General features: G+C 72.4%; 25 protein-coding genes. 11 read left to right on the top strand and 14 right to left on the bottom strand.

Annotated features, from left to right (window positions below; genetic code table 11):
* Position 1 precedes the first annotated feature (1 nt).
* Complete coding sequence (locus M4J07_RS08625) at positions 2–235, top strand: ferredoxin (RefSeq protein ID WP_255969134.1); 234 nt, start codon at positions 2–4, stop codon at positions 233–235.
* A gap of 52 nt (positions 236–287) precedes the next feature.
* Here the strand turns inward: M4J07_RS08625 and M4J07_RS08630 are convergent, their stop codons facing one another.
* Complete coding sequence (locus tag M4J07_RS08630; protein WP_255969136.1) at positions 288–932, bottom strand: TetR family transcriptional regulator; 645 nt, start codon at positions 930–932, stop codon at positions 288–290.
* Between the two features lie 198 nt (positions 933–1,130).
* Here M4J07_RS08630 and M4J07_RS08635 point away from each other — a divergent pair, with 198 nt between their 5' ends.
* The 3 genes from M4J07_RS08635 to M4J07_RS08645 are packed head-to-tail and all read left to right on the top strand — an operon-like array spanning position 1,131 to position 4,299.
* Positions 1,131–2,471: a glycosyltransferase family 4 protein gene (locus M4J07_RS08635; RefSeq protein WP_255969137.1), complete on the top strand. Its 1,341-nt coding sequence runs from the start codon at positions 1,131–1,133 to the stop codon at positions 2,469–2,471.
* Positions 2,465–3,229 (top strand): class I SAM-dependent methyltransferase, encoded by a 765-nt coding sequence (locus M4J07_RS08640; protein ID WP_255969139.1) that lies wholly within the window; start codon positions 2,465–2,467, stop codon positions 3,227–3,229. The genes M4J07_RS08635 and M4J07_RS08640 overlap by 7 nt, the downstream gene beginning before the upstream one ends.
* The gene (locus M4J07_RS08645) at positions 3,226–4,299 is read left to right on the top strand and encodes a prenyltransferase (RefSeq protein ID WP_255969141.1); all 1,074 of its coding nucleotides are present in this window, start codon (positions 3,226–3,228) and stop codon (positions 4,297–4,299) included. The genes M4J07_RS08640 and M4J07_RS08645 overlap by 4 nt, the downstream gene beginning before the upstream one ends.
* 17 nt (positions 4,300–4,316) lie before the next feature.
* Here the strand turns inward: M4J07_RS08645 and M4J07_RS08650 are convergent, their stop codons facing one another.
* Positions 4,317–4,613 carry a hypothetical protein gene (locus M4J07_RS08650; RefSeq protein ID WP_255969145.1) on the bottom strand — a complete coding sequence of 99 codons (297 nt, stop codon included), beginning with the start codon at positions 4,611–4,613 and terminating at the stop codon, positions 4,317–4,319.
* Between the two features lie 151 nt (positions 4,614–4,764).
* Here M4J07_RS08650 and M4J07_RS08655 point away from each other — a divergent pair, with 151 nt between their 5' ends.
* The 4 genes from M4J07_RS08655 to M4J07_RS08670 all read left to right on the top strand — a co-directional run bounded on the left by M4J07_RS08655 (position 4,765) and on the right by M4J07_RS08670 (position 9,017).
* Positions 4,765–5,283: a hypothetical protein gene (locus M4J07_RS08655; protein ID WP_255969250.1), complete on the top strand. Its 519-nt coding sequence runs from the start codon at positions 4,765–4,767 to the stop codon at positions 5,281–5,283.
* Positions 5,284–5,396: 113 nt separating this feature from the next.
* Positions 5,397–6,656 carry a hypothetical protein gene (locus tag M4J07_RS08660; RefSeq protein ID WP_255969148.1) on the top strand — a complete coding sequence of 420 codons (1,260 nt, stop codon included), beginning with the start codon at positions 5,397–5,399 and terminating at the stop codon, positions 6,654–6,656.
* Positions 6,653–8,233, top strand: coding sequence for a vWA domain-containing protein (locus tag M4J07_RS08665; RefSeq protein WP_255969151.1), 1,581 nt, complete (start codon positions 6,653–6,655; stop codon positions 8,231–8,233). Before M4J07_RS08660 ends, M4J07_RS08665 begins: the two co-directional genes overlap by 4 nt.
* The gene (locus M4J07_RS08670) at positions 8,220–9,017 is read left to right on the top strand and encodes a hypothetical protein (protein WP_255969154.1); all 798 of its coding nucleotides are present in this window, start codon (positions 8,220–8,222) and stop codon (positions 9,015–9,017) included. The genes M4J07_RS08665 and M4J07_RS08670 overlap by 14 nt, the downstream gene beginning before the upstream one ends.
* 15 nt (positions 9,018–9,032) lie before the next feature.
* Here M4J07_RS08670 and M4J07_RS08675 read toward each other — a convergent pair whose 3' ends face one another.
* The 7 genes from M4J07_RS08675 to M4J07_RS08705 all read right to left on the bottom strand — a co-directional run bounded on the left by M4J07_RS08675 (position 9,033) and on the right by M4J07_RS08705 (position 16,523).
* Complete coding sequence (locus tag M4J07_RS08675) at positions 9,033–10,043, bottom strand: LLM class F420-dependent oxidoreductase (protein ID WP_255969157.1); 1,011 nt, start codon at positions 10,041–10,043, stop codon at positions 9,033–9,035.
* 112 nt (positions 10,044–10,155) lie between these two features.
* A complete protein-coding gene (locus tag M4J07_RS08680; protein WP_255969160.1) occupies positions 10,156–11,028 on the bottom strand; it encodes a DUF5336 domain-containing protein in 873 nt (290 codons plus the stop codon).
* Between the two features lie 127 nt (positions 11,029–11,155).
* The gene (locus M4J07_RS08685) at positions 11,156–12,181 is read right to left on the bottom strand and encodes an N-acetylmuramoyl-L-alanine amidase (protein WP_374215014.1); all 1,026 of its coding nucleotides are present in this window, start codon (positions 12,179–12,181) and stop codon (positions 11,156–11,158) included.
* Between the two features lie 21 nt (positions 12,182–12,202).
* A complete protein-coding gene (locus M4J07_RS08690) occupies positions 12,203–12,862 on the bottom strand; it encodes a class I SAM-dependent methyltransferase (RefSeq protein WP_255969163.1) in 660 nt (219 codons plus the stop codon).
* Positions 12,863–12,896: 34 nt separating this feature from the next.
* Positions 12,897–14,207 (bottom strand): M20/M25/M40 family metallo-hydrolase, encoded by a 1,311-nt coding sequence (locus M4J07_RS08695; protein ID WP_255969166.1) that lies wholly within the window; start codon positions 14,205–14,207, stop codon positions 12,897–12,899.
* Positions 14,204–15,565, bottom strand: coding sequence for a cytosine permease (locus M4J07_RS08700; protein ID WP_255969169.1), 1,362 nt, complete (start codon positions 15,563–15,565; stop codon positions 14,204–14,206). The genes M4J07_RS08695 and M4J07_RS08700 overlap by 4 nt, the downstream gene beginning before the upstream one ends.
* A gap of 4 nt (positions 15,566–15,569) precedes the next feature.
* On the bottom strand, positions 15,570–16,523 hold the full coding sequence (locus tag M4J07_RS08705; protein WP_255969172.1) for a DUF1177 domain-containing protein: 954 nt from the start codon (positions 16,521–16,523) through the stop codon (positions 15,570–15,572).
* Between the two features lie 129 nt (positions 16,524–16,652).
* Here M4J07_RS08705 and M4J07_RS08710 point away from each other — a divergent pair, with 129 nt between their 5' ends.
* The gene (locus tag M4J07_RS08710; RefSeq protein WP_255969175.1) at positions 16,653–17,471 is read left to right on the top strand and encodes an IclR family transcriptional regulator; all 819 of its coding nucleotides are present in this window, start codon (positions 16,653–16,655) and stop codon (positions 17,469–17,471) included.
* Positions 17,472–17,508: 37 nt separating this feature from the next.
* The gene (gene pepE, locus M4J07_RS08715) at positions 17,509–18,234 is read left to right on the top strand and encodes a dipeptidase PepE (protein ID WP_255969178.1); all 726 of its coding nucleotides are present in this window, start codon (positions 17,509–17,511) and stop codon (positions 18,232–18,234) included.
* Here pepE and M4J07_RS08720 read toward each other — a convergent pair.
* The 4 genes from M4J07_RS08720 to M4J07_RS08735 form a co-directional block, all read right to left on the bottom strand.
* Complete coding sequence (locus M4J07_RS08720; RefSeq protein WP_255969181.1) at positions 18,205–18,978, bottom strand: hypothetical protein; 774 nt, start codon at positions 18,976–18,978, stop codon at positions 18,205–18,207. The genes pepE and M4J07_RS08720 overlap by 30 nt on opposite strands.
* A gap of 105 nt (positions 18,979–19,083) precedes the next feature.
* Positions 19,084–19,581: a GNAT family N-acetyltransferase gene (locus M4J07_RS08725; protein ID WP_255969183.1), complete on the bottom strand. Its 498-nt coding sequence runs from the start codon at positions 19,579–19,581 to the stop codon at positions 19,084–19,086.
* Positions 19,582–19,592: 11 nt separating this feature from the next.
* A complete protein-coding gene (locus M4J07_RS08730) occupies positions 19,593–20,489 on the bottom strand; it encodes an oxygenase MpaB family protein (protein WP_255969185.1) in 897 nt (298 codons plus the stop codon).
* 142 nt (positions 20,490–20,631) lie between these two features.
* Positions 20,632–22,365: an MFS transporter gene (locus M4J07_RS08735; RefSeq protein WP_255969187.1), complete on the bottom strand. Its 1,734-nt coding sequence runs from the start codon at positions 22,363–22,365 to the stop codon at positions 20,632–20,634.
* 231 nt (positions 22,366–22,596) lie between these two features.
* On the opposite strand from M4J07_RS08735, the gene M4J07_RS08740 reads away from it, so the two are divergent.
* The gene (locus M4J07_RS08740; protein WP_255969189.1) at positions 22,597–24,777 is read left to right on the top strand and encodes an acyl-CoA dehydrogenase; all 2,181 of its coding nucleotides are present in this window, start codon (positions 22,597–22,599) and stop codon (positions 24,775–24,777) included.
* 19 nt (positions 24,778–24,796) lie between these two features.
* Here the strand turns inward: M4J07_RS08740 and M4J07_RS08745 are convergent, their stop codons facing one another.
* Positions 24,797–25,396: a hypothetical protein gene (locus tag M4J07_RS08745; RefSeq protein WP_255969191.1), complete on the bottom strand. Its 600-nt coding sequence runs from the start codon at positions 25,394–25,396 to the stop codon at positions 24,797–24,799.
* Positions 25,397–25,467 lie beyond the last annotated feature (71 nt).

Genomic DNA, 25,467 nt, shown 5'->3' on the forward strand with positions numbered 1-25,467 from the left:
CATGGGCGACCGGTGGCACGTGGAGGTCGACCGGAGCGTGTGCATCGGGTCGGGCATGTGCGTGAACCACGCGCCCGGTGCGTTCCGCCTCGACTCGGCCCGGCAGTCCCACCCGGACGAGCCGGACGTCGACGCCAACGAGAAGGTCCTCGCGGCGGCGGAGGGGTGCCCCGTCGAGGCGATCACGCTGGCGCTGGCCGATTCGGGGGAGGTTGTCTTTCCGCCGGAGGACTGAGGTCACGCTGCGACGGTGCGCGGTCGCGGGGCTCTGCCCCGGGCCCCGCTCCTCAATCGCCGGAGGGGCCCTGTTTGCCCGATTCGGGGGCTGTGAGGTCGATCAGGCGGCAGACCGTTTCGATGTCGATCTTCACCTGTGCGATCGACGCCCGGCCCGAGAGCCAGGTGATCAGGGCCGAGTGCCAGGTGTGCTCGATGACCCGGACGGCCGAGAGCTGCTCGGGCGTCGGGCTGTCCAGCTCCATCGCGTCCAGGATGATCGCCGTCGTCTGCCGGGAGACCTGGTCGACCTCGGGGCTGACGCTGCGGTCCGCGAACGTCAGGGCGCGCACCATGGCGTCCGCGAGGTGCGGCTCGCGCTGCAGGGCGCGGAAGGCGCGCATCAGCGTCTCGGCGACCCGCTCGGCGGGGGAGGCGGCGGACGGCGGGCGCTTGCGGACCGTGGTGTGCATGTGCTGGAGCTGGTCCTGCATGGTGGCGACCAGGAGGTGCACCTTGCTCGGGAAGTAGCGGTACAGCGTGCCGAGGGCGACCTGGGACGACTCCGCGACCTCCCGCATCTGCACCGCGTCGAAGCCGCCGCGCGCCGCGAGCTGGGCGCTCGCGTGCAGGATCCGGCGGCGCCTGGCCTCCTGCCGCTCGGTGAGCGGCGGGGTGTCGAGGGCGGAGGAGTTTCTCGCGTCCGGAGCAGTCATCTGTTCGCTTCCGTGTCCCGTCGTCCCAGCCGTGGCGTGAATCACCTGATCCACCTGTCACAGGCTGGCTACCTGCCGGTAGATTCGATCCTCATTGAACGATCAAGTCTGAAACTTGTTCTAGATTAGCGTCCCCACGTAGTGTCCACGGGCAGGCAGGGATGTCCACGGGCAAGCAGGAGAGAAGGGTGGCCTGGAGTGACCGCGGAGTCGTTGCGCATCGCTCTCCTCACGTACAAGGGCAACCCGTTCTGCGGTGGCCAAGGCGTGTACGTACGGCACCTCTCCCGTGAGCTGGCCCGTCTCGGGCACCGCGTGGAGGTCATCGGCGCCCAGCCGTACCCCGTGCTCGACGAGGGGGAGGAGCTGGCGGGGCTCTCGCTCACCGAGCTGCCCAGCCTCGACCTGTACCGCAGCCCCGACCCCTTCCGCACCCCGAAGCGCGACGAGTACCGCGACTGGATCGACGCGCTGGAAGTCGGGACGATGTGGACCGGCGGATTCCCGGAGCCGCTGACGTTCTCGCTGCGCGCCCGCCGCCATCTGCGCGCCCGGCGCGGCCAGTTCGATGTCGTGCACGACAACCAGACGCTCGGGTACGGGCTGCTGGGCGGCCCCGACGCACTGGGCGCACCCCTCGTCACCACCATCCACCACCCCATCACGGTGGACCGGCAGCTGGAGCTGGACGCCGCCGAGAACTGGCAGCAGCGGATGTCCAAGCGCCGCTGGTACGCGTTCACGCGGATGCAGAAGCGCGTCGCGCGCCGGCTGCCGTCCGTGCTCACCGTCTCCGGCACCTCGCGCGACGAGATCGTCGACCACCTCGGAGTGCGCCGGGACCGGATCAGCGTCGTCCACATCGGCGCCGACACCGACCTCTTCTCGCCGGATCCCGCCGTGGCGGAGGTGCCCGGCCGGATCGTGACGACGTCCAGCGCCGACGTCCCCCTCAAGGGACTCGTCTTCCTCGTCGAGGCGCTCGCCAAGGTGCGGGCCGAGCACCCGGACGCGCACCTCGTCGTCGTCGGCAAGCGCGCCGAGGACGGCCCGGTCGCCGCGGCCATCGAGCGGTACGGCCTGGAAGGCGCCATCCGGTTCGTCAAGGGCATCACCGACCAGGAGCTCGTCGACCTGGTGCGGTCCGCGCAGGTCGCGTGCGTGCCCTCCCTCTACGAAGGCTTCTCGTTGCCCGCCGCCGAGGCCATGGCCACCGGCACCCCGCTCGTCGCCACCACCGGCGGCGCGATCCCCGAGGTCGCCGGGCCCGACGGGGAGACCTGCCTGGCCGTGCCGACCGGTGACGCGGGCGCCCTCGCCGCTGGCCTGAACCGGCTCCTCGGTGACCCCGGCCTGCGGGCCGTACTCGGCGCCGCGGGCCGCGCCCGGGTCCTGGAGCGCTTCACGTGGGCGCGGGCGGCCCAGGGCACCGCCGAGCTGTACCGCGCGGCCATGGACGTCGCACCGCGGCGCTCCGCCGCCCCCACCTCCGTACGACCTCACCAGGAAACCGCTCAGGAAAGCAGGGCCACGTGCTGACCGTCGACTTCACCCGCTTCCCGCTCGCCGCGGGCGACCGCGTACTCGATCTCGGGTGCGGGGCCGGACGGCACGCCTTCGAGTGCTACCGGCGCGGGGCGCAGGTCGTCGCGCTCGACCAGAACGCCGAGGAGATCGCCGAGGTCGCCAAGTGGTTCGCCGCCATGAAGGAGGCCGGCGAGGCCCCCGCGGGCGCCACCGCGACGGCCATGGAGGGCGACGCGCTCCAACTCCCCTTCCCCGACGAGTCGTTCGACGTCGTCATCATCAGTGAGGTGATGGAGCACATCCCCGACGACAAGGGTGTGCTCGCCGAGATGGTGCGCGTCCTCAAGCCGGGCGGCCGCATCGCCGTCACCGTCCCGCGCTACGGACCCGAGAAGGTCTGCTGGGCGCTCTCCGACGCGTACCACGAGGTCGAGGGCGGCCACATCCGCATCTACAAGGCCGACGAGCTGCTCGGCCGGATGCGCGAGGCGGGCCTCAAGCCGTACGGCACCCACCACGCCCACGCGCTGCACTCGCCGTACTGGTGGCTCAAGTGCGCGTTCGGCGTCGACAACGACAAGGCGCTGCCGGTCAAGGCGTACCACAAGCTCCTGGTCTGGGACATCATGAAGAAGCCCGCCCTGACGCGGGTCGCCGAGCAGCTGCTCAACCCGGTCGTCGGCAAGAGCTTCGTCGCCTACGCCACGAAGCCGCACCTGCCGAACCTGCCGAACCTGCCGAAGAAGGATGCCAGCGGGGCCGCTGCGTGAGCAGTCCGGAGCGGACCGAACTCCTCGTCCTCCCAGGTGTCCTGACGGCCGATCAGGCCGCGCACACGATCCGCGGGCTGCTCGCCGTGCAGCGCTCCGACGGAGCCATACCCTGGTTCCGCGGCCACCACCTCGACCCGTGGGACCACACCGAGGCCGCGATGGCGCTCGACGTGGCCGGCGAGCACGAGGCCGCCGAGCGCGCCTACGACTGGCTCGGCCGGCACCAGAACGACGACGGGTCCTGGTACGCCGCCTACCAGGACGGCGACGCCGGCGACGTCACGGACCGCGGCCGCGAGTCCAACTTCGTCGCGTACGTCGCCGTGGGCGTCTGGCACCACTATCTGTCGACGGGGGACGAGGCGTTCCTCGACCGGATGTGGCCGACGGTGCGGTCGGCCGTCGAGTGGGTGCTCGGGCTGCAGCAGCCCGGCGGCCAGATCGGCTGGAAGCGCGAGACGGACGGGACGCCCGTCGATGACGCGCTCCTGACCGGCAGTTCGTCGATCCACCACGCGCTGGGCTGCGCCCTCGCCATCGCCGACGCGGTGGAATCCCCGCAGCCCGACTGGGAGTTGGCGCTCGGCGCGCTGGGCCACGCCATTCGGCGCCACCCCGAGCGGTTCCTCGACAAGAACCGCTACTCGATGGACTGGTACTACCCGGTGCTCGGCGGCGCGCTGCGCGGCGCCGAGGCGAGGGACCGGATCGAGGCCGACTGGGAGAAGTTCGTCGTGCCCGGGCTCGGGGTGCGCTGCGTCGTGCCCAACCCGTGGGTGACGGGCGGTGAGAGCGCCGAACTCGCCCTCGCCCTCTGGGCGATGGGCGAGTCCGACCGGGCCCTCACGATCCTCCAGGACATCCAGCATCTGCGGGACCCGCGGACCGGTCTCTACTGGACCGGCTACGTCTTCGAGGACCGGGCCGTGTGGCCCGAGGAACTCACGACGTGGACCGCGGGGTCGGTGCTGCTCGCCGTGGCGGCCCTCGGCGGGGACGACGCGACGTGCCAGGTGTTCGGCGGGGAGCTGCTCCCGTCCGGCGTCGAACCGGACTGTTGCGTCTGACCCTGCTCAGTAGTGGCTCAGTAGCGGCGCATCCTGTTCGCCACGGCGTGCCCGACGAACAGGTAGACCACGGCCGCGAGCCCGTAGCCGGCGACCACCCGCGCCCACGCCTCGTCGAACGTGAAGAGGTCGTGGGACCAGCCGGCCAGCCAGCTCGCCGCGTCGTGGACGAACTGCACGAGGTCGTTGCCCCGGTTCGCGTCCAGGAGGTACATCAGGATCCACAGTCCGAGGATCACGGCCAGGACGTCCGCGACGATCATGATGACGCGGGCTGCTTCGTTGGTGCCTCTGTAGTGCCGGTTCGGAGACATGCTTTTCGGTTGTCCCGGATTTCGCCCGGGAAACACGGACGGGCTCGCCCGGGTGGCGCAGCGCCCGACCTCGGGTGACGCTGCGGGAAGTGCAGCCCCAGCCGCCCCGGAGGTACCCGTGGTGCCCAGTTTCGCCCAGCCCGTACGCCGCATGGTCGTGGCCGTCCTCCTGTGCGGCGCCCTGCTCGCCGGAACCACGGCGTGCGGCGGAGACGACAGCGACGCGGCCGCCAGCCCGACGGCGACCAGCTCCGCCGAGCGGCAGAAGTTCGCCAAGACCCGGTTCGTGGCGAACGCCGGGCTCGCGGCCGGGGCCAGTTACCAGTGGATCGTGAAGCCGTGGCGCGCGGGCAAGTTCAAGAACGGCGCCGACGGCCGTAAGTTCGCCCTGATCAAGGCCGGTGTCGCGGGCGCCTTCACGTACAACCGGCTGAAGGCCGCCGTGAAGAACGCCGAGGGCGACCCGACGCTCTCCAAGGCGGTCGCACCGCTCGCGGCCGGCATCGAGTCCCTGAAGGACCTGCCGGGCAAGCTGCGCAAGGGCGACGGCGTCGACTCGGTCTCCTCGTCGTTCGACGACATCATCAACAACGTCAAGGACGCCGGGAAGAGCGCCGGCGCCACGGTGACCGACAAGGTGCCGTCGGCTTCCCAACTCGCGGGTTCCTGACGGGAGTTCACCGCAGTCCGTGACGGGCGGTTCGCGTGGAGTTCGCCGCTCCGCCGCACGCCGTTCGCTGTGGTACCTGATGATCCTGGCCCCGGGAGAGGCAGGAGAGTCCGGTGGCCGACCACGACACAGCACCGCCCACCACCGTCACGGAGCCCCGGCTCGCCACGCGTGCGCGCGGAGGCCGGCGACGTCACCCGTGGCACGTCCTCGTGGCCGCGCCGCTGGCCGTCGCCGGCCTCGTCGCACTCACGGTCACCGGCAACGCGCTGCGGCCCTTCGACCGCATCGACGTCATCGACGCCAAGATGGCCTCCAAGTCCGACTACTTCAAGGACCCCGAGGTCCAGCGCCTGCTGCTGAAGCACGGCATCCGCGTCGACATCCACCGGCTCGGCTCGCGCGGCATCGCCGAGCAGTCCTTCGAGGGCATGGACGTGGTGTTCCCGTCGGGGCAGCCCGCGGCGAAGCTGGTCATGGCGCGCGAGCAGCGCTCCGTGCGCAGCGCCCGGCCGTTCGTGACACCGCTCGTGCTCGGCACCTTCCGGGACTACGCGCAGACCCTCGTGCGCGCCGGGGTCGCGACACCGCAGAAGGCACCGGGCGGCGGGCCCACGCTCTACTACGACCTGCGCATGGACGCGTTCCTCGAACGGATCGAGGCCCGCAGGACCTGGAACGACATCGGCTACGACCAGGTGGCCCGCGGCCGCAGCAACAGCGGCCGCGTCCTGGTGCGCACCTCCAGCGTCTGCGAGTCCAACGCGGCGGGCACCTACCTCAGCCTCGTCGCCTTCGTCCGCAACGGGAACCAGGCCCCCGGCACCCAGCCCCGCACCCGCCCCGAGGCGGCCGGTGACCCGGTCCTCGCCGTCGCCGACGACATCAAGCCCCTCATCAACCTCCAGGGCATGGCAGCCGACGAGCAGGCCGACAGCTACTTCTCCGACGAGGGCGAGAACATCGCGCCGGTCTCCGTCATCTACGAGCACCAGTACCTGGCCCACCAGGTCGCCCACCAGCGCCGGCACCACGAGCAGGACACCAGCCGGGTGCTGCTCTACCCCACGCCGCAGGCCCTCACCGAGCCCGAGCTGATCGCGATCGACGACAGGGGGAACGAGCTCACCGACCTCATGGAGAGCGACCCCGAACTGCGCCGCCGCGCCATCGAGCTGGGCTTCCGCGTCCGCTTCTCCGGCGAGGACGGCACCAGCGCGCAGCTCAACGACTACCTGCGCTCGCGCGGCATACAGGTCCCCACGCCGAATCCCGACCGGACCAAGGTCGACGCCCCCGACCTCGACAGCCTGGAGCGCATCATCAACCGGGTCGGCAACTGCCCGCTCGTACAGAAGGAGACACAGGAGTGAGCGGGACGCGGCCGCCGCGGGGCAGGAACGGTCCGCTCGCCGTCTGCATGCTCCTCCTGGCGTGCGCCGTACTGGCGGCGGGCGGCTGCTCCGGCGGCCGGGACAAGGTGACCCTGAGGGTCCTTGCCGGGCCCGAACTCGCCGATGTGCGGCCCCTGTTGAAGGACCTCGCGCACGACACCGGTGTCACCCTGGACATCGACTACACCGCCACCCCCGACCTCACCGACCGTGCCTCCTACGATCTGGCGTGGCCCGCCTCCGACCGCTCCTTCCTGCTCGCTCTCCAGGCGGCCCGGCAGGGCGGCGCCCGTCCCGAGTCCACCACGATCATGCGCTCACCGGTCGTCGTCGGCCTCGACGCCGATGCCGCCGGCAGACTGCGGGCCCGCGCCGCCGGTGGCCGTCCGACCTGGGCGGACCTCGCCGACGCCGCCGCCGACGGCGCGCTCCGCTTCGGGATGCCGGACCCCCGGCGCAGCGACACCGGCCGCGCCGCCCTCGTCGGCGTCGCCACCGCGGCGGCCGGCACCGGCGACGCCCTGCGCGTCCAGGACGTGTCCTGCGACCGGCTGCGCGGTTTCAAGTCGGGCCAGGTGCTGACGGGACCCACGACCGCCGACCTGATCGACGCCTACGTCCGCCGGCCCGACCGCGCCGACGCGCTGATCGCCCACGAGAACGAACTGCTCGCCCTCAACGCCGGCGGCCGCCTCGCACACCCGCTGACCATCGTCCGGCCCGAGGACGGCACGGTCCTGTCCGACTTCCCGCTGCTGCTGCTCGACCCGGACCGCCACGACGCCTACCGCAAGGTCGTCGACTGGCTGCTCGGCGCCGACGCGCAGCAGCGGCTGATGCGGATCACGTGGCGCCGCCCGGCCGGCCAGGACCTGCCGCGCGTGCGCGAACTGCGGGCGCCGATCGGCAACGCCCTGTCCTACCCCGACCGGCGCTCCGTCGTCGACCGGCTGCTCGCGGACTACGGTGACCCGGCCCGCGGCGCCACCTCCGACCACGTCGTCTTCCTGCTGGACTTCTCCACGTCCATGCGCGGCACGCGGATCGCCGCACTGCGCTCCGCGTTCGCCGGACTCAGCGGCGCCGACCGGACGGCCACCGGCAAGTTCGCCCGCTTCTACCGGGGCGAGCGGATCACCGTGGTGCGGTTCGGCGGCGAGGTGCTCGACGAACGCACGGTCACGGTCCGCGGGCAGCGGGACCTGGACGCGCTCAACTCCCTCGTGGCGCGCGGCGACTTCGCGAACGCCACGGCCGTCTGGTCGGCCCTGGACCACGGCCGCGCCGTCGCGGCCCGCTCCCTCGCCGAGGACCCCGGCCGTCCCGTCGCGATCGTCCTGATGACGGACGGCGCCAACAACGCGGGCATCAGCTATGCCGAGTTCACGGCCCGCGCCGCCGGGCAGCCCCGCACACCGACGTACCCCGTCCCGATCGGCGAGGCCGACACGGCGGCACTGCGCCGCGCGGCCCGGGACACCGGCGGCCGCACCGTCGCCGCCGCCCCGTCCTCCTCCCTCTCCGACGCCTTCAAGGAGATCCGTGGGTGTCTTTGACCGTACGTGGTGGAGCCTCTGGCTCTGGCCGGAGATGGCCCTGTGGTGCGTGACCGCCGCGCTCTGCCTGGTCGTCGTCCGGTACGCGGCGGCCCGCGCGCTCGGCGCTCGCCGCGGCCGGGTCCCGAACCGGGGCACCATTCCTGGCCTGTGCTTCTACCTCCACGAGCAGCGCATCATGAACCTCTACAAGTCCAGCGGCTTCCTGGCCGCGATGGAACAGGAGGTCGCCGAGTCGACGAAGACCAGTCGCGGCATCGGCGCCAAGGCCAAGTCGCCGATTGTGGACGGCCAGTTGGAGGGGTCCACGACGCGGGAGACGCTCACCACGTATCTGAAGGAGATCACGCCCATCACGGTCATCCGGCTGCTGATGGACACCCTGCGCAAGGAGGACAACGTCGTCGACGTGGATCTGACCACCGGCCGGCTGACCCCCACCCGGCGCCTCGCGCACGTGCTCACCGAGGACGCCGAGGAGGGGCAGGCGGGCGCCGGGTCGCCGGTTCCCCTGTCCAGGGTGACCACCGAGTTCGTCTCGGTCACCGGCCGTTTCACCGCCACCGAGACGCCCGGCCACGACGTCATCCTGTACGCCCCCTACGGCGGCCGGGACTCCGGGGCGAAGGTCAAGGTCACCTGCTTCAAGGAGGGCATCGCGGAGGAGCTGAAGAACGAGGACTACTACACGGGCGAGTTCCGGGCGCGCTGCCTCGGCAAGGTGCGCGCCTGGAATCCGGCGGCGGGTGAACTCACGCTGGACGCGGTGGCCATATTCCGCTGAGACGGGCGGACCGGCTCACGAGTTGAGCTCGGCCAGCACCTTGAGGGTGTGGGGGTCGGGCGACAGGACGAGCAGGTCCGTCACCGGCCCCTTGCGCCACAGTTCGAGACGCTCGGCGATCCGCTGCCGCGGGCCGACGAGCGAGATCTCGTCGGCGAAGGCGTCCGGCACGGCGAGCACCGCCTCCTCGCGCCGCCCCTCGGCGAACAGCTCCTGAATGCGCCGCGCCTCGGCCTCGTACCCCATCCGCGCCATCAGATCGGCGTGGAAGTTGCGGGTCGCGTGCCCCATGCCGCCGATGTAGAAGCCGAGCATCGCCTTGACGGGCAGCAGCCCCTCGGCGACGTCGTCGCAGACCTTGGCGCGGGCCATCGGCGCGATCATGAAGTCGTCGCGAAGACCGGTGAGGGACGCCTCGTAGACGTCCGTGCGGGTCGGCGACCAGTACAGGGGCAGCCAGCCGTCGGCGATCCGCGTGGTCTGCGCGATGTTCTTCGGCCCCTCGGCGCCGAGCAGCAGCGGCAGATCGGCCCGCAGGGGGTGGGTGATCGGCTTCAGCGCCTTGCCGAGCCCGGTGCCGTCCTCGCCCCGGTACGGATGGGCGTGGAACCGGCCCTCGACCTCGACGGGCCCCTCGCGGCGCAGCACCTGCCGCACGACGTCGACGTACTCGCGGGTGGCCGTCAGCGGCGACTTCGGGAACGGCCGCCCGTACCAGCCCTCGACGACCTGCGGCCCCGACAGCCCCAGCCCGAGCATCATCCGCCCGCCGGAGAGGTGGTCGAGGGTGAGCGCGTGCATCGCGGTCGTGGTGGGGGAGCGGGCGGCCATCTGCGCGATGGCCGTGCCCAGCCGGATCCGGGACGTGTGCGCGGCGAACCAGGTGAGCGGGGTGAACGCGTCGCTGCCCCACGATTCCGCGGTCCAGACCGAGTCGTACCCCAACTCCTCCGCATCGCGCACCAGTTGGAGGTGGTCCGGGTTCGGGCCGCGCCCCCAGTAGCCGAGTGCGATTCCTAGCCGCATGCGCGCCCCTCCAGGTCATCTGACGGTGCGTCAGGTCTGCTTCCCGGGGACTGTACGCGAAAGGCCCCTCGCCCGGAAGACGGGCGAGGGGCCGCTACGGCCGGCGGGCGCGTCAGCCGCGCTGGATGCCGGTGGTGTCCTGGAGGACGCCGCGACGGCCGTCCTGCGTCTGGGCGACCAGGCCGGGACCGCGCTGCTCGACGGCCAAGTACCAGGTGCCGGGAGCCAGTTCGGCGATCGGCGACGGCGAGCCGTCCTCCGCGTACAGCGGGCGCGGCACCGGCACGGCGAACCAGAACGGCGAGAAGTCCGCCGCACCCGGCTGCCCGCCCTGCGACGGCTGCTGCGGCGCCGGAGCGGCGCCCTGCTGCGGCTGACCGCCGTAGGGCTGGCCCGGGCCGGGCTGGCCGGGGTGACCGGGCTGGGCACCGTACGGCTGGCCGGGGCCGGGCTGCTGGGCGCCCGGGTACCCGTAACCACCCTGCGGCTGCCCGCCGTACGGCTGCGGCTGCTGCGGACGCGGCGCACCGACGAGGGCCGCCTTGAGGGCGGGGACCAGGGGGGTGGCGACGGCCGCGGCGGCCATGACCAGCGTGGCGATGAGGGCGAGGATGAGGCCGATGCCGGCGTCGACGCCGGAGTCGCTGGATCCGCCGAGGTTGTTGACGCCGCTGAACGGGTCGAAGATGTTGGCGAGCGCGCCCCAGGCGGCGAACACCGTGGCGGCGACGCCGAACTGGCCGAGGTCGAGACCGGCGACCTTGCGCGGCTGCGGCAGGCCGCGGGCCACCACGATGAGTACGGCTCCGATGATCCCCGAGAGGACGACGCTCATCAGGATCGGGCCGCTTTCCCAGGCGTTCGGGAAATCGACGCTGTCCGGAGCGTCGTCGGCGGAGTAGATATCGAGGAACGAGGCGATGAACAGCAACACCGCTGCTCCGATCACCACGCCGTCGCCTCGAGTGAGGGAGCGGATATTCACTTCAGGTCCTTCTCAGTCGTCTCGTCTTCGGAGGAGGCGGCGCCAAGCACGGGGGTGGCCCCTCATCGTACGGAGGACACTATCGTCCGCCGACTGGAGGTGTCTGCCGAGATCCATAGCGTGACGGTCACCCGCGCAGGAAACTCACGATTCCCTCAGACAGGCCCTGAGCCGCCTTCTGCCGCCAGGAGCCGGAGGTCAGCCGGCCCGCGTCCTGGGAGTCCCGCATGTTGCCACATTCGACGAAGACCTTGGGAACCTTCGACAGATTGAGTCCGCCCAGGTCACTGCGGGTGTCCAGACCGGTGCCGCCACCGATGTAGTTCGACGGGGGCTGCCCCGTGACCTGGAGGAACTTGCCCGCGACCCGCTCGCCGAGGTCGCGCGAGGAGGCGACGATCGGACGGGTGTCCGCGGCGCCCGCGTGCACGGATGCGGGAAGGATCACATGGAAGCCGCGGTTGCCCGCGGCGGAACCGTCCGCGTGGACCGAGACCACGGCATCAGCCTTGGCGTTGTTCCCGATCCGGGCCCGCTCGTCGACGCAGGGGCCCCAGGCCCGGTCACCGTTCTGCGTCAACTGCACGGTGGCGCCCTGCTGTTCGAGGATGACCTTCATGCGGCGCGCCACGTCCAGGGTGAACTGGGCTTCCGTGTAACCGGCGTTGGTGGACGTCCCGGTGGTGTCGCACTCCTTGGAGCCGTTGCCCACGTTCACGCTGCGATTGATATCGGCCGGGTGCCGAAAGTTACCCGGATTGTGACCCGGGTCGATGACGACGACCTTGCCCGCGAGCGGTCCCGAGCCGCCCCCCGCGGGCTTCGACGACTTCTTCGGCGCGGACTTCGACGGCGACGGGGACGCGGACGACTTCGACGGTGATGCCGACGCGCTCGACTCCTTGGCGTCCGACGGCGACCCGGCCGACGACGTCGACGACTGGCCGGGGGCCGGCAGCACCTTCGGCGGCTCGCTCTCGGCCGGACCGCTCACGACCTGCCAGATCAGCCACGCGGCGAGCGCCGTCGGGACGAGCGCGGCGAAGGCGATCAGCATCGGCCGCCAGTTCAGACGGGACGTGCCCCCGGAGTTCGCGGGGAGGTTGTTGTAGTAGTCATCAAAGCCATCGGGATCCGGACCGTCGTACGACACCAGGCGAGCCTAACCGCGCCCTCAGATCCCCGCGCCCGTTCGGCGCAGGACGCGCAACGAGTCGCACACCGAGACCTCGGTGAACGCCCCGGACGCGAGTGCCCGCTGGTACACGCGGTACGGGGCCTGTCCCGTCCACTCGTCGTGCTTGACGGGGAACACGTCGTGGATGAGGAGCAGACCGCCGTCGGCGACGTGCGGGGCCCAGCCCTCGTAGTCGGCGGTGGCGTGCTCGTCGGTGTGCCCGCCGTCGATGAAGACGAGGCCGAGCCTGCCGCCCCACGCCTTGGCGACCTGCGGGGACTTTCCGACCAGCGCCACCACGTGGTCCTCCAGGCCCGCCGCGTGCAGCGTGCGCCGGAAGGTGGGCAGGGTGTCCATCCGGCCGACGACCGGGTCGACCGTCTCCGGGTCGTGGAAGTCCCAGCCCGGCTGCTGCTCCTCGCTGCCGCGGTGGTGGTCCACGGTCAGGGCCGTGACCCCGGCGGCCCGGGCGGCGTCGGCGAGCAGGATCGTCGAGCGGCCGCAGTACGTGCCGACCTCCAGGAGCGGCAGCCCGAGCGCCGCGGCCTCGACCGCGGCGGCGTACAGCGCGAGGCCCTCGCCGAGGGGCATGAACCCCTTGGCGTTCTCGAAGGCGGCGAGGACGTCGGCGGCGGGACGGGCGCTGGTGGTGGTCATGCCCACATGCTGCCGTACGCCGCCGACCGGCTGCTCAGCAGCCCTGCCAGAGCCGGGTCATCACCCGCACCCCGAAGCGCAGCCCCTCCAGCGGGACCCGCTCGTCGACGCCGTGGAAGAGGCGCCCGTAGTCGAGGTCGGCCGGCAGCTTCAGGCCCTTGAAGCCGAAGCAGCGGATGCCCAGCTCGGTGAAGGCCTTGGCGTCGGTGCCGCCCGGGTTGCAGTACGGGACCGGGTGGCCGTCCGGGTCCTCGGCGCGCACGGCCGCGCACATGGCGTCGACGAGCGGGCCGTCGAACGTCGTCTCCATGGCGATGTCGTGGTTGACCCACTCGCGGGAGACGGAGGGGAGGAGCAACGCGTCGATGGTGTCGACGAGTTCCTGCTCGTGGCCGGGCAGGAAGCGGCCGTCGACGCGGGCCGTCGCCTTCCCGGGGATCACGTTCGTCTGGTACCCGGCCGTGAACATGGTGGGGTTCGCGGAGTTGCGGAGCACCACCTGCATGAAGTCGGCGACGTGACCGAGCTTGGCCAGCTCGGCGTCCAGGTCCTCCGCCTCGAAGTCGATCTTCACGCCCTGGAGGTCGGCGGCCTCCTGGAGCAGGGCCCGCACCGGCTCGATGAGACGGACGGGGAAGGTGTGGCGACCGATGCGGGTGAGGGACTCGGCGAGGTCCGTGACGGCGTTCTCGTCGTTGGGCGACGAGCCGTGGCCCGCCCGCCCGGTCGCGGTCAGCTCCATCCAGGCCATGCCGCGCTGCGCGTTCTCGATCGGGTAGAGGCGTCGGGTGTCGTCGAGCGCGTACGAGAATCCGCCGCCCTCGCCGATCGCCTCGGTGACGCCCTCGAACAGGTCGGGCCGGTGCTCGACGAGCCAGTGCGCGCCGAACCTGCCGCCCGCCTCCTCGTCCGCGAGGAACGCGAGCACCAGGTCGCGGGACGGCTTCGTGCCCGTCCGCGCGAAGTGCCGGGCGGTCGCCAGCATGACGGCGACCGTGTCCTTCATGTCGATGGCGCCGCGGCCCCACAGGTAGCCGTCGCGGATCTCGCCGGAGAACGGCGGCACCTGCCACTCGGCCGCGTCGGCCGGGACGACGTCCAGGTGACCGTGGACCAGCAGGGCGCCGCGCGAGCGGTCGGCGCCCTCGATGCGGGCGATGACGCTGGCCCGGCCCGGCGCGCTCTCGACGAACTCGGACGCGATGCCGGCCTCGGCCAGCCGACCCTCGACCCAGCGGGCGCAGGCCCGCTCGTCGCTCGTCGGGTTCGACGTGTCGAAGCGGATCAGCTCGGCGCAGAGTTCGACGACCTCGCGCTGGGCGTCCTCGGAAGCAAGGGTGGTCATGCCGCTCCTACGGGGGTCTGCTCGGCGGCGGCGGGGAGCGCGTCCTCGTCGTCGGCCAGGGTGGTGGTGCCGTACGTCCTGACCCAGCCGAGCAGGCCGAGCACGGTGTAGAGGACGAACGCGGTGGCGAGGGAGTTCAGGGCCGGGATGCCGCCGTCGTAGAACTTGCCGACGCAGAAGGCCGCCGCCCAGATGACGAGGGACATCGGCACCCAGGTGGGGGACGTGGTGGGCAGCGTGCCCGCTTCCCGCGTCTCGTCGAGCGGCTTGCGCATCCGGCGCACCACCCAGTACTCGGCGACGACGATGCCGCCGATGGGCGGGATGGCCACGCCGAGGACCGTCAGGAAGTCGGTGAAGTGGGTCATGATGCCGACCGCCGACAGGACGGTGCCCGCGATGCCGAGGGCGATGGTGACGGCGCCGCGGTGCAGGCGCTTCTTGAAGACGACCTGGAAGAAGTTGACGACGCCGAGCGAGGAGCCGTACAGGTTCCAGTCGTTGATCTTCGCGGTCGACATCAGGACGACGAGGACGCCGAAGACGCCGGACGTGGAGAGCACGATCTGCGAGACCTCGTTGCTCTTGACCATGTGGCCAAGGAGTACGCCGGTCAGGCCCACGATGTACTCGGAGAGGATCATCGAGGACGCCGTCTGCAGGAAGACGTGGCTGCCCTTCTTGTTGTAGCGGGTCATCTCCGGGGCGACGATCGCGCCCGTCATGTAGCCGCCCGCGATGGCGGTCGCGGCGACGGACAGCGGGATCGCCTGGCCGGGCGGCGGCGAGCTGATCAGGTCGCCGAGCGAGTGCTCGCTGAGCGCGTCGATCACGGACCAGGCGACCATCGCGAAGAACAGCGGGGTGACGATCTTCGCGAAGATCGCCATGTAGCGGAAGCCGAAGATCACCAGGACCGTGATGGCCAGGCCCGCGACGACGCACCACAGCCACGACGGGCCGCCGACGAGCGACGAGACGCTGTTGCCGAAGATCGTGTTCTGTACGCCGAACCAGCCCACCAGGCTGACCGCGATGACGAAGCTGACGAGCGCCGAGCCGTTGCGCCCGAAGCCGACCCAGCGGGTCAGCAGCGGCGTCGCGAGTCCCTCGCGCATGCCCGCCATGCCGATCAGGAAGATCACGACTTCGAGGATGACCGCGCCCAGCGTGAAGGCGAGGAAGGCGTCGCCGAAGGTCATGCCGACGCCGATGGTGGCGCCCAGCGTGAACTGCGAGATGGAGCCGGACTGGGCGAGCCACTGGAGCAGCATCGTCCAGAAGCCGAGCCGCTTGTCCTGCGGGACTCTGGACAGCGCGTAGTCGTCGCTGCCCACGTTCTTCTTCGTGGTGGCCATGGCGTCACGACTCCGTGGGTGCGTTGCCGAGGGTCTGCAGGTGGGTGAGCGAGCCGTAGCGGCTCACGAGGGCGTCGAACTCCGCGGTGTCGTGGAAGTCGAGGCGCCCGCCGCCGAAGGCCTTCGCGGTCTCGACGGCGAACCGGGCCGCGGCCGCGATGTCGGTCTCGTGGCTGGCGCCGGTCTGGCAGCCGGGGACCGCGGCGGCCGAGGTGACCGCCAGGCCGACGACCGGGGCGGCGGTCGCCGTGGCCGGCTGCAGGATCGAATTGATGTGGTGTGCACCGTTACCGTACGGGGTGATGTCCTGCGTGGTCACGGGGTACGTGACCAACGGCTCACCGGTGACGACGGCCAGGAGCTCGCCGAGCTGTTCGCTCACCCGCAGCACCCACCCCTCCTTGACGGTGGGGGACAGGGCGAGGCCCTTGTGGTTGATGATGCGGTTGCCCTTGGTGGTGTCGATGGAGAGCACGGCCTCCATGTCCTCGGTCACCTCGTGCCGGTTCATCGTGGCGATGTCGACCGGGGAGTCCATGAACGGGACCGGGTCGTGCGGCGCGGTCGGCGCGTCCGGGCAGACGTGCGTGGCGACGACCACGTCCCCGTCGAGCACGTCGCCACGGCGGCGCATGTCCAGGAGCTTGGCGGCGGTCGCGAGCGCGGCGGCGGCGCCGTCCGCGTCGGAGACCAGGCCGGTCATCTCGGGCCGGGCGCCGACCCCGCCGAGGCGGCCGACGACACCGAGCGTGCGGGCGCTGCCGCCCCGGCTGCGGCCCTTGGCGCCCGGGATGCGGACGAGCACGAAGTCGGTGGACCCGCGCTCGCCGTCGACGGTGGTGACCTCGGCGCCCGAGCCCTCAGGGCCCGCGACCGAGTCGAGATAGGCGACGGCGCGCTTGCCGTCGGCATCGGGGTCGTCCAGCAGCTCGACGACATCGAGGACGTACTTCAACATGCGGGTCCCTCTCACTGCGCTGCGCCCGGTCGCGGTTTCCACCGGTGCTGACAGCAGATTCGGGATCGGATAGCGTTGTCGGCAACTGTTTCCCGTTATTTGCAATTCAGGTCTGGATGGTGAGATGGCGTGCCGGAGATCCCGCTCGACCGGAAGACCCCGGCCGGCGCGCTGCAGACCGTCGACCGGGCCCTGCTCGTGCTGCTGGCCTTCGAGCGGACGCGTCCCGACTGGGGCGTGACGGAGGTCGCCGCCGAGTTCGGCTGGGACACCTCGGTCGCCCAGCGGCTGCTCTCGACGCTGGCCGGCCGCGGCTTCCTGGTCTCCGACCCGGCGACGCGGCGCTATCGGATCGGCCCGGCGGTCCTGCGGCTCGGCAGGCTCTGGGAGCGCTCCGGCTCGCTGGAACTGCTCGCCGGACCGGTCCTGGAGGAGCTGCGCGCCGCGACCGGCGACACGGTCCTGTTCTGCCTGCCCGACAACTTCCACATGCGGTGCGTGGCCGCCGTCGAGGGCGAGGAAGGACCGCTGCGCTACTACCCGCTGGTCGGCGAGCTGTACCCGGCGCACGCGGGCGCCACCAGCAAGTCGTACTACGCGTTCCTCCCCGACGAGCAGCGCCACCGCCTCTTCCGCGGCCGCCCCATGGCCCGCTTCACGGAGCGCACGGTGACCGAACCGGACGAGCTGGAGCGGGAGTTCCTCGCCATCCGGGCCCAGGGGTACGCGTGGACGGTCGGCGAGTACGACGCCGGGATCGGCACCGTCGCCGTGCCCGTCTTCCTCGGCCGCGAGCCGTACGGGAGCCTCAGCCTCGGCGCCGCCAAGGAGCGCTTCCCCGACGGGCCCGACAGTCGCCTCGACGCGCTGCGCCGGGCCGCCCGGCTCCTGGAGCGCCGTCTCACCCATCCGCCGCAGCGCACCCGCCGCGCCCGCGCCGCCGACTGACCCACCCGCACCGCCCGTTGATAGGAGCGACCCCGTCGTGAATCTGCTGCTGCTCTCCAACTCCACCCAGTACGGCCGGGGTTACCTGGAGCACGCCCTCGACACCGTCACCGGCTTCCTGCCGCCGAAGGCCCGCCTCGCGTTCGTGCCGTACGCGCTCGCCGACCACGACGCCTACACGGCGAAGGTGCGCGGCGCGCTGGAGGGCGCCGGGATCGAGGTGCACGGCGTCCACGAGGGCGGCGACCCGCTGGGGCAACTGGCCGCCGCGGACGCCGTGTTCATCGGGGGCGGCAACTCCTTCCGGCTGCTGAGCGCGCTCTACCGGACGGGTCTGCGGGACGCCCTGATCAAGGCGGTGGGGGCCGGGCTGCCGTACATGGGCGCCAGTGCGGGCACCAACATGGCCGCGCCGACGCTGCGCACGACCAACGACATGCCGATCGTGCAGCCCCCGTCCTTCGCGACGCTGGGCCTGGTCCCCTTCCAGATCAACCCGCACTACCTCGACCCCGACCCGTCCTCCACGCACAAGGGCGAGACCCGCGAGGAGCGGCTCACCGAGTTCCTGGAGGAGAACGACGTGCCGGTGCTCGGGCTGCGGGAGGGCTCGTGGCTGCGGGTCGACGGGGAGCGCGCCACGGTCGAGGGCGGGCGCCCGGCCCGGCTGTTCCGCCGCGGGGCGGCGCCGCGGGAACTGCCGGTCGGCGCCGACGTGTCCGAACTCCTCGGCTCAGAGCCGCAGTTCGACACCGGGCACTGACGGCCGGCGGTACCAGTGCACCGCCGCCCCCAGCGCGGCGGGCACCGCGACGACGGGCACGATCCACCACGGGATGCCCAGCCACACGGCGGGCAGGCCCACCCCGAAGGTGACGGCGAGGATCGTGAAGAACAGCCGCGCGCCGTACGAGTCCCAGGTGAAGGGGGCGAGCTCGCGCGGCCGGGCCAGGCGCACCGCGCCGAACACGAGGGTCTGCACGGCGAGCAGCGCCGCGCCCGTGCCCAGCGCGGCGTTCATCTGGAGCTCGTCGCGGGGCGCCTCGGAGGTGTTCTGCCGGATGCCGTCCTTGTCGAGGGCCATGATCTCGCCGCGCCATGCGGTCGCGGTGACCCGGTCGTCCTTCCGCAGCCGCTCCAGGAGCGGACCGGGGTCACCGAAGTCGACCTCGCCCCGCCACGCCTCGCCGTCCTTCAGGGTCGCCTCGTACCGGCTGGTCTTGCCCGAGCTCTTGTCGACCACGTCCACGACGGTGAGGTGCCAGACGCTCAGACAGTCCAGCCGCGGCGCGTGCGCCTGGCACGACGGGGCCGCCCCGTAGGCCTGGTAGCGCTCCCGGTCGTGGGGCAGCCACACCGCGAAGGCGAGGGTGCTGAGCACCGCCGCCACGAGGGACGCCAGGATCAGCGCGACGCCGGTGCTCCGCACCCGCCCCGCCGACCGCCGGTCCGCGCCGTTCTTCCTCGGCCGCGTGCTCTGCGCCGTGGCTCTCGTCCGTGTCGTCATCGTCCGCCCCCTCGGCCTCATTGTCCGCGCGGGGCAACGGCAGGACACGAGGCCCCGCGGCAGTCTGCGCGGGGCGCCGGCTGCCGCGGCCCGGCAAGGACGGGCTTACGGGAGCTGCGGCAGCGCCAGCCAGTCCTGCCAGCTGATGTCGCGGCCGATGAGCCGGGGCTGCCGGAAGGGCCAGTCGGCGGCGATCCAGCGCGGGACCAGCGCGTCGACCGCGTGCTCCGCCTCGCTGCCCACGAGGTCGTCCACCACCCACCAGGAGATCTCGCCGTCGGCGCCGGCGCGCTCGGGCGGGTCGATGTACACGCAGCCGAGGAGGGCGGTCTCGTCCTCGTCCAGGAGCGCGTAGTTGAACGACTGGTGCGCGGCGATCTCCTTCTCGTGCCGCAGCAGGTCGACCCGGTCCGCCTCGTAGCTCATCGTCTCGGCCGGCCAGCCCCAGGCGGGGCCGAAGATCTCCCACAGGCGCTCGCGGGAGCCCATCACGGCGGGGTAGTCGATCGGGGCGTCCGCCTCCCGGATCGGGCGGAGGTGCAGCGCCGTGCCGGGCACGGGGACGTGGACGGGGTGGACGAAGTCGTCGGGCAGCCAGCTCATGACGGGCGAGGCTACTGTCCGGCCCCGGGCTTGTCCTGCGAGTTTCCGCGCGGGCAGCCCGCGCCGTTCGGGAACGTGCCGAGGTCGGCCACCCGGTAACCGTTCGGATAGCCCCGCACGTTGCGGCTCTCGCGGGCGTGGTGCGGTGTGCGGCGGGGCGGCAGCAGACGGACGAACCGGCCGCGCAGCCGCATCCCGCCGCGGACCGCTCCCTGGACGGCGCCGGGCGGGTCCTGGTAGCCGAACGCGGCGCGCAGCGGCGGATCCATCAGGCACAGGGACGCCGTGCGCATCGCCGCGCCGAACGGGCCGGGGTAGAAGGACGCCATCAGGTCGAGGGTCGCCTCCGACACCGCGAACGCGCCCTTGTCGTAGGCGAAGTGGCGGCGCTCGTAGTCGTCCATGAGCGTCTCGAACCCGGCGTAGGTCTCCGGGATGCCGGAGATGTTCATGCGCCGTCCCAGCGCCCGGTAGTAGTTGGTGCTCGCCCGCACCTCGTGCGGGGACAGCTTCCGCCAGCCGTAGTCGTCGATCCAGCGCTTGGGGACGACGACGAACGTGGCCAGGACGTAGCGGAGGTCGTCGTCGGGGATGTCGTAGGCGCGGTGCATCTGGTTCATCCGGCGGATCGCGGTGCGCCCCTGCTCGGACTCCATGCCGTGCTCGCCGATGGCGTCGAGGATGAGCACCGTGTCGTCGTACCGCTTCTGCGGCCGTGCGGTGAACTCGCCCGTCTCGGCGAGGAGCCGGCCGATGCTCGGCACGGCGTACGTGCGGTACAGGGCGAAGCCGAGCGCCTGCATGAAGTCCCAGGGGAACTCGTGGGTCGTGCTGATCCCGTAGATCTCGTGGTAGTCCTGATCGGGGTCGAGCCGGTGGATCCGCCGTAACCAGTCGTAACGCCGCACTGCGATCGTCCCCCTCCGCTTGGCCGTCGGCTCGGCACGGTATCGGGAGCCGCCGGACAAGGAAAGACGCGTCGCACACCTGTGCGCGACGCGTCTCCTCGTCGGGGTCCGACCGGGCCGCCCGCAGCCCCGCCGGCCGCCTCTACCGGACCGATTCGGCGAGCGCCTCCAGGGCCAGGTCCACGTCGACCGCCCGGTCCTCGCCGTGGTGCGTGGCGGCCGAGGCGCGCGGGGCGTGGCCGGACGCGGTGGCCGCGAGGACATAGGAGCCGCCCGTCGGGACCGCGAGGGCGTACCGGCCGTCCGCGTCCGTGAGGGCGGCGCCCGCCTGGCGGCCGCGACGGTCGATCAGGGTCACCTTGGCGCGGGCCACGGGAGCGCCCGCCGGGTCGAGGACCCGGCCGCGGAAGGCGGCGAGCACCTCCTCGGCGCGGGCCAGATTGGCGTCCTCCTCGCTGCTGGCCCGCAGCTGTCCGGCCGGGGCCGTGCTGCGCTTCGGCAGGAAGACGGCGAGCAGGACGCCCACCGCGACCGCGGCCGTGGCGATCAGGAACGAGATGTGGAAGCCGTGCATCGTGGGGACGGCCACGCCGTGCGCCTGGTGCGCGGTGTTGGCCAGGACCATGCCGATGACCGCCGACGACACCGAGGTGCCGATCGAGCGCATCAGGGTGTTGAGGCCGTTGGCCGCGCCCGTCTCGGACGGGTCGACCGCGCCGATGATCAGCGCGGGGAGCGAGGAGTACGCGAGGCCGATGCCCGCGCCCACGACCACCGAGATCACGATCGTCTGCCAGGCGGCGCTCATCAGGCCGAGGCCCGCGCCGTAGCCGATCGCGATGATCAGCATGCCGAGGATCAGCGTGACCTTCGGGCCGAACGTCGCCGACAGGCGGGCGTAGACCGGCGCGGTGAACATCATCGTCAGGCCCAGCGGCGCCACGCACAGACCCGCGACGACCATCGACTGGCCGAGGCCGTAGCCGGTGGCGGACGGCAGCTGGAGCAGCTGGGGGAGGACCAGGGAGATCGCGTAGAAGGCGACACCCACCATGATCGACGCGAGGTTGGTGAGGAGCACCTCGCGGCGGGCCGTGGTGCGCAGGTCGACCAGCGGCGCCTTCAGGCGCAGCTCCATCGCGCCCCAGCCGAGGAGCACGACGAGCGCCGCGGCGAACAGGCCGAGCGTGGTGCCCGACCCCCAGCCCCAGTCGCTGCCCTTGGTGATCGGCAGCAGGAAGAGGACCAGGCCGAGGGAGAGGCCGAGGGCGCCGGCCACGTCGAACGTGCCCTGCGCGCGCAGCGGGCTCTCCGGCACGAAGACCAGGGTCAGGGCGATCGACAGGACGCCGAGTCCCGCCGCGCCGAAGAACAGCGCGTGCCAGTCGGCGTGCTGGGCGACGAGCGCGGCCAGCGGCAGCGCGAGACCGCCGCCGACGCCGATGGAGGAGGACATCAGGGCCATCGCCGAGCCGAGCTTCTCGCGCGGCAGCATGTCGCGCATCAGGCCGATGCCGAGCGGGATCGCGCCCATGGCGAAGCCCTGCAGCGCACGGCCGACGATCATCACGAGCAGGTTGTCCGTGAAACCGCAGACCAGCGAGCCGACGACCATGATCGCGAGGCTGGTGAGCAGCATCCGGCGCTTGCCGGCGAGGTCGCCGAGGCGGCCCATGATCGGGGTGGAGACGGCGCCGGCGAGGAGGGTGGCGGTCATCACCCAGGTGGCGTTGGACGGCGCGGTGTTCAGCAGCTCGGGCAGGTCCTTGATGACCGGGACGAGCAGGGTCTGCATCACCGCGACGACGATGCCGGCGAAGGCGAGAATGGGGACGACGCCGCCGGTTCGGCGGTCTGGGGTCGTCGGCTGGGGCATCAGGGAAGGCCTCCGGAAGGCAGGTTCGGGGGTCTGTGCACGGCGGCGTGCGGGCAGGTTTCGTGTAGGTCGAACCTGTTTCCTCGGGCGACTATTCCGACGATCGTCGTACGAGCGGCAACCTTGACCTTTTCATTACACGGGCCGGATCCCGAACACCCTTGGATGGTTTCTGACTTGGCGTCAGATTCGGTCTTCCGCTCTACTGGAACGTGTTCTACCGTGCGCCGCATGGGCATCGCCATCACGCAGGAACAGCGGGAACTCGCGGACGCCGTGCGCGGCTGGATCGCGCGCGCCGTACCGCCCGACGAGGTGCGCAAACTGCTCGACGCCCCGGCCGCCCCCGGCCACCGCCCGCCCCACTGGGACGGACTCGCCGCCCAGGGACTGCTCGGCGTGCACCTTCCCGAGTCGTACGGGGGCGGCGGCGGGACCCTCCTCGATCTCGCGGTGGTCGCCGAGGAGGCGGGCCGGGCGGCGCTGCCCGGCCCGTTCCTGGGCAGCGCCCTCGCGGCCGAGGTGCTGCGCCGGGCGGGGCGCCGGGAGCTCGCGCGCGGGCTCGCCGCGGGGGACCGGATCGGGGCCGTCGCGTTCGGGCCCGGCGGGCTCACGGCCGTGGCCGGGCCCGACGGGCTCGTGCTCGACGGGACCGCGCCGCCCGTCCTCACCGCAGCCGGCGCCGACCTGCTCGTCCTGGCCGCCGAGAGCGCCGAGGGGCCCGTCTGGATCGCCGTCGACGCCGACACCCCCGGCCTCACCGTGCGCGCCCACGAGAGCGCCGACCCGACCAGACCCACCGCGGAGGTCGCCGCGGCCGGCGCGGCCGTCCCCGCCGGCCGGGTGCTCGCCGTGGACGGCTCCCTCGTCCGCGACCTGGCGGCGGTGCTGCTCGCCGCCGACGCCTGCGGCACCGCGGGATGGGCGCTGCGCACCGCGGCCGACCACGCCAAGGTGCGCGAACAGTTCGGGCGGCCCATCGGCCAGTTCCAGGGCGTCAAGCACCTCTGCGCCGACATGCTCGTCCGCGTCGAGCAGGCGGGCGCGCTGGTCTGGGACGCCGCCCGGGCCCTCGGCGAGGACGAGGCCGCCGACGACGTCCGCGGACTGGTCGCCGCGCTCGCCGCGGGCGCCGCGCTCGACGCCGCGTACGGCTGCGCCAAGGACTGCATCCAGATCCTCGGCGGCACCGGCTTCACCTGGGAGCACGACGCCCACCTCCATCTGCGCCGGGCCGTCGTCGCCCGCCAGCTGCTCGGCGCGGGCGACGCCCACCGGCTGCGCGCCGTCCGGCTCGCCGAGTCCGGCGCCCGCCGGGAACTGCGGCTCGACCTGCCCGCCGAGGCCGACGCGTACCGGGAGCAGACCCGCGCCGTCGTCGAGGCCGCCCGCGGCCTCGACCCGGCCGCCGCCCGCCGCGCCCTCGCCCCCACCGGATACGCGGCGCCGCACCTGCCCCCGCCGTATGGGATCGGCGCGGGACCCGTCCAACAGCTCGCCGTCCAGAGCGAGTTGACGGCGGCCGGGGTGAAGGTCAGCGACCTCGGCATCGCCACCTGGGTCGTCCCCTCGCTCCTCACCTACGGCACCGAGGCCCAGCGCGACCGCTACCTCCCGCCGACGCTCCGCGGCGAGCTGCTGTGGTGCCAGCTGTTCTCCGAACCTGGCGCGGGATCCGACCTCGCCTCGCTGCGCACGAAGGCGGAGCGGCTGCCGGACGGGCGCTGGCGGATCAACGGCCAGAAGGTGTGGACGAGCGCCGCGCAGTGGGCGGACCACGGCATCCTGCTCGCCCGCACGAACCCGGACGCCCCCAAGCACAAGGGCCTCACCTACTTCGTCGTCGACATGAAGCACACGACGGGGATCGACGTCCGGCCGCTGCGCGAGATCACCGGCGACTCCCTCTTCAACGAGGTCTACTTCGACGACGTGCTGCTGCCCGCGGACGCGGTGGTCGGCGACGTCGACGACGGCTGGCGGGTCGCCCGGCACACGCTCGGCAACGAACGCGTCCACATGGCCGACCAGTTGACGTTCGACACGGGCCTGGAGGCGCTCCTCGCCCGCTCCGGCGACCTGGACGGCGCCCACCGGGCCAGGATCGGCGCCCTCGCGACCGAGGCGCACGCACTGGCCTGCATCGGGCTGCGCACGACCATGCGCCAGGTCGCGGGGGAGGAGCCGGGGGCCGGGGCGTCCGTGCGGAAGCTGGTGCAGACCCCGCACCAGCAGAAGGTCGCGGAGCTTGCCCTCGAACTCCTCGGCCCGGCGGGCGCGTTGCGGGAGGGGCCGGGCGAGCGGGCGCTGCACGGGTTCCTGCTGTCGCGCTGTCTGACCATCGCCGGGGGGACCACCCAGGTCCAGCTCAACGTCGTGGCCGAGCGGATCCTGGGGCTGCCCAGGGACTGACGTCCGGCGGGGCCGGCGGTCAGTGGCCGCCGGAGGGCAGGTCGCAGCCGACGTGGTCGGGGTAGCCGCCGAAGGCGTCGGCCCGCAGGCCCGCCGGATACAGGGCGCCCTCCACGCACAGCGGCGTCTCGTCGACGGTGACGAGGAAGTACACCCCGCCGCTGTCCTGCTGCGCCCGCACGCCACCGTCGGGGAAGCCGGTCGCGACCAGCGCCCGCTGGGCGCTCTTCGCGGTGAAGTCGCCGCGCTCACGCAGCGGCCGCAGCGCGTGCTCCACCTGCCGGACCGCGGCCAGCCCGTCGCACCGGCGCTGCCCGTGCAGCGGGAACGGCACGCGGAAGCCGTGGTTCTCGGCGTAGTGGTCGCCCGGCTGCGCGGTGGCCCCGTCGGAGGCGGGGGACCCGGTCGGCGAGGGCGACGGGTCCTCGCCGGGGCAGCGGAAGTCCTTCGGGACGCGCGGCGACGAGACCGCGGTCGGGGCCGGGTGGGCGCGCCGGTAGGCGTCGCCCGCGCTTCCCGGCCGGTGCACACCGTGCGCCACCGCCATCACCAGCAGGACGAGCGCCACCGCCCCCACCACGGGCAGCAGCACCCGCCGGGCACCCCGGACTCCGGTCATCGTCACGTCCCCCCGTCGGCCCGGTCTCCACGCCGGGCGGCGTGAGCGGAGCATGCCACAGGGTGGTGCGG

This window comes from Streptomyces longispororuber (assembly GCF_024448165.1).
Taxonomy (GTDB): domain Bacteria; phylum Actinomycetota; class Actinomycetes; order Streptomycetales; family Streptomycetaceae; genus Streptomyces; species Streptomyces longispororuber_A.

Coding starts and splice junctions, on each gene's coding strand:
- M4J07_RS08655 (WP_255969250.1), top strand. CDS start 4,765: ATGGTCGTGGCCGTCCTCCTGTGCGGCGCCCTGCTCGCCGGAACCACG.
- M4J07_RS08690 (WP_255969163.1), bottom strand. CDS start 12,862: ATGACCACCACCAGCGCCCGTCCCGCCGCCGACGTCCTCGCCGCCTTC.
- M4J07_RS08650 (WP_255969145.1), bottom strand. CDS start 4,613: ATGTCTCCGAACCGGCACTACAGAGGCACCAACGAAGCAGCCCGCGTC.
- M4J07_RS08725 (WP_255969183.1), bottom strand. CDS start 19,581: ATGAGCTGGCTGCCCGACGACTTCGTCCACCCCGTCCACGTCCCCGTG.
- M4J07_RS08705 (WP_255969172.1), bottom strand. CDS start 16,523: ATGTTGAAGTACGTCCTCGATGTCGTCGAGCTGCTGGACGACCCCGAT.
- M4J07_RS08700 (WP_255969169.1), bottom strand. CDS start 15,565: ATGGCCACCACGAAGAAGAACGTGGGCAGCGACGACTACGCGCTGTCC.
- M4J07_RS08720 (WP_255969181.1), bottom strand. CDS start 18,978: ATGACGACACGGACGAGAGCCACGGCGCAGAGCACGCGGCCGAGGAAG.
- M4J07_RS08625 (WP_255969134.1), top strand. CDS start 2: ATGGGCGACCGGTGGCACGTGGAGGTCGACCGGAGCGTGTGCATCGGG.
- M4J07_RS08745 (WP_255969191.1), bottom strand. CDS start 25,396: ATGACCGGAGTCCGGGGTGCCCGGCGGGTGCTGCTGCCCGTGGTGGGG.
- M4J07_RS08695 (WP_255969166.1), bottom strand. CDS start 14,207: ATGACCACCCTTGCTTCCGAGGACGCCCAGCGCGAGGTCGTCGAACTC.
- M4J07_RS08735 (WP_255969187.1), bottom strand. CDS start 22,365: ATGCCCCAGCCGACGACCCCAGACCGCCGAACCGGCGGCGTCGTCCCC.
- M4J07_RS08630 (WP_255969136.1), bottom strand. CDS start 932: ATGACTGCTCCGGACGCGAGAAACTCCTCCGCCCTCGACACCCCGCCG.
- M4J07_RS08675 (WP_255969157.1), bottom strand. CDS start 10,043: ATGCGGCTAGGAATCGCACTCGGCTACTGGGGGCGCGGCCCGAACCCG.
- M4J07_RS08740 (WP_255969189.1), top strand. CDS start 22,597: ATGGGCATCGCCATCACGCAGGAACAGCGGGAACTCGCGGACGCCGTG.